This is a genomic window from Methanocalculus taiwanensis (genome assembly GCF_024372745.1).
Classification (GTDB): Archaea; Halobacteriota; Methanomicrobia; order Methanomicrobiales; family Methanocorpusculaceae; genus Methanocalculus; species Methanocalculus taiwanensis.
In genome coordinates, this window is record NZ_VOTZ01000052.1 from 1 (window position 1) to 2,673 (window position 2,673).

The following is a 2,673-nucleotide window of genomic DNA, read 5'->3' on the forward strand; positions in this document are numbered from 1 at the left end:
GTCTATGGCAAATATCGTATCAGATGTAATATGCCCCTTCTGCGGGACACTCTGTGACGACCTTGAGGTCGAGCTGAGTGACGACGGCAAGAAGATCCTTGAGGTCTATCATGCCTGCGCAATCGGTGCAGAGAAGATCCTCCACTCACAGGCTGAGGATCGGATCACCCGGCCCCGGATGATGCAGGAAGATGGAACCACCAAAGAGATCTCCTACGAAGAAGCGGCAAAATATACCGCAAAGATCCTCTGCTACGCAAAGAAACCCCTGATGTATGGATGGTCATCGACCTCCTGCGAGGCGCAGAGTGTCGGCCATTCGATTGCAGAAGCCGTTGGCGGTATCGTCGACAACACTGCAACCGTCTGCCACGGCAGTTCGCTCATCGCGGTCCAGGATGTCGGGATCCCCTCCTGCACCCTCGGCGAAGCGATGAACCGTGCCGACCGTGTTGTCTTCTGGGGCTGCAACCCGGCACACGCCCACCCCCGTCACATGTCGAGATACTCAGTCTACCCCCGTGGATTCTTCACCGGGAAAGGGTCAAAGAGCAGGAAAGTCTTTGTGATTGACCCGAGGAAGACCGATACCGCATCGCTTGCCGATGTGCATCTCCAGATCGAACAGGGCCGCGATTACGAACTCCTCTCGGCACTCCGGGTTGCGTTCCGTGGCGAGAAACTACCTGATGTTGTTGCAGGCATCCCAAAAGACCAGATCTACGAAGCAGCCGATCTCTTAAAGAGCGGCCGGTTTGTGATCATCTACTTCGGGATGGGTGTGACCCAGTCGCTTGGCAAGAACCACAACATCGATATCGCGATCGCAGTCACCCGTGACTTAAACGACTACACAAAAGCCGCCATCATGCCGATGCGGGGCCACTACAATGTTACCGGCTCCGGCGAAGTGCTTGGCTGGCAGTACGGGTTCCCGTTCTGTGTCGATCTGTCGCGGGGTATTGCCCGGTATAATCCCGGCGAGACCAGTTCAAATGATCTGCTGATGAGGGATGAAGTTGACGCGGTCTTTGTGCTCGGCTCAGATCCCGGCGCACACTTCCCGTTCAGCTCGGTGAAGAAGATTTCACAGCTGCCCTCCGTTGCAATCGACCCCCACCTGACCCCGACGACTGCGGTCTGCAAACTGCATGTCCCGGTCGCCTTTGTCGGTGTCGAGGTTGGCGGCTGCTGTTATCGTATGGATAATGTCCCGATCGAGTCGAGGAAGGTTGTTGACCCGCCCGAAGGCATGCTCACCGACCAGGAGTTCCTCGAGCTGGTGCTCGCTGAAGTCAGGAAATGCAAGGGAGTGTAGACTACAATGGCAGAATACCTTATCAAAAACGGTTTTGTCTTCGACCCTGTCCAGGGAATCAACGGAGATAAGAAAGATATCGCCATCAAAGACGGGAAAATTGTCGAGAGTGTCGGCGCTTCAGCAAAGGTGATTGATGCTTCCGGGAAGACCGTGATGGCCGGTGGCGTGGATATCCACGCCCATGTTGCCGGGCCGAAAGTGAATGTCGGCAGAAACTTCCGTCCTGAAGACAAGCGTCTTGTCGCCTATGAACCCGGCAAGGGCATCAAGCGGATGTCCGGCGGTTTCTCGGTACCGACCACCTTCAAGACCGGGTACAAGTATGCCGGTATGGGGTACACGACTGTCATGGAAGCGGCGATGCCCCCGTTGTATGCCCGGCACACCCACGAAGAGATGCGGGATACCCCGATCCTCGACCAGGGTGCCTATCCGGTGTTTGGGAACAACTGGTTTGTCCTTGAATACCTCAAGAACAGGGAACTCGAGAATACCGCCGCCTATATTGCATGGCTCCTCAGGATGACGAAGGGTTTTGCAATAAAGAACGTGAATCCCGGCGGTACTGAAGCCTGGGGCTGGGGCCTGAACTGTACAAGTGTCCATGACCCGGTTCCGTATTTCGATATCACCCCGGCAGAGATTGTGAAAGGGTTAATCGAGGCAAACGAGTATCTCAAACTCCCCCACTGCATGCATGTGCACAGCAACAATCTCGGCAACCCCGGGAACTACGAGACCACCCTCGATACCCTGAAGCTTGCTGAAGGGATTTCGGCGAAGAACGACTTTGGCCGTGAACAGGTGCTCCACCACACCCATGTCCAGTTCCACTCGTATGGCGGCACCGGCTGGGGAAGTTTCGAGTCAAAAGCAAAAGAGATCACCGACTACATTAACTCCCAGAAGAACATCTCCTGTGATATCGGGTTTGTGACGCTTGACGAGACGACGACGATGACCGCCGACGGTCCGTTTGAGCACCATCTCTGTGAACTGAACCACCTGAAATGGGCGAACACGGATGTCGAGCTCGAGACCGCGGCCGGTGTTGTGCCGTATGTGTACAGCCCCGATATCTTTGTCTGCGGGATCCAGTGGGCAATCGGTCTTGAGATCGCGCTCCTTGCAAAGGATCACATGCGGTTCCACTTAACGACCGACCATCCCAACGCCGGTCCTTTCACCCGGTATCCCCGTGTCATGAAATGGCTGATGAGCGCAAAGGCCCGTGACGAGATGTTTGCCGGGATGAAGAATGAGGACAAGGTGCGTGACAGAACCGGTCTTGGTGCAATGGATCGCGAACTCTCGCTCTATGAGATCGCACAGATGACCCGTGCGGGAACGGC

Annotated in this window: 2 protein-coding genes; both read left to right on the forward strand. The window is 55.7% G+C overall.

The features are described from left to right. The first annotated feature begins 4 nt into the window (after nucleotides 1-4). Complete coding sequence (locus tag FTO68_RS11685) at nucleotides 5-1,318, forward strand: formylmethanofuran dehydrogenase subunit B (protein ID WP_255333591.1); 1,314 nt, start codon at nucleotides 5-7, stop codon at nucleotides 1,316-1,318. A 6-nt stretch (nucleotides 1,319-1,324) separates the two neighbouring features. Next, nucleotides 1,325-2,673, forward strand: a 1,349-nt coding sequence (locus FTO68_RS11690; protein WP_255333590.1) for a formylmethanofuran dehydrogenase subunit A, incomplete at its 3' end; no start/stop codon positions are given.

Bases quoted from the DNA above. Each gene is read 5' to 3' on its own strand.
- FTO68_RS11685 (WP_255333591.1), top strand. From the start codon at position 5: ATGGCAAATATCGTATCAGATGTAATATGCCCCTTCTGCGGGACACTC.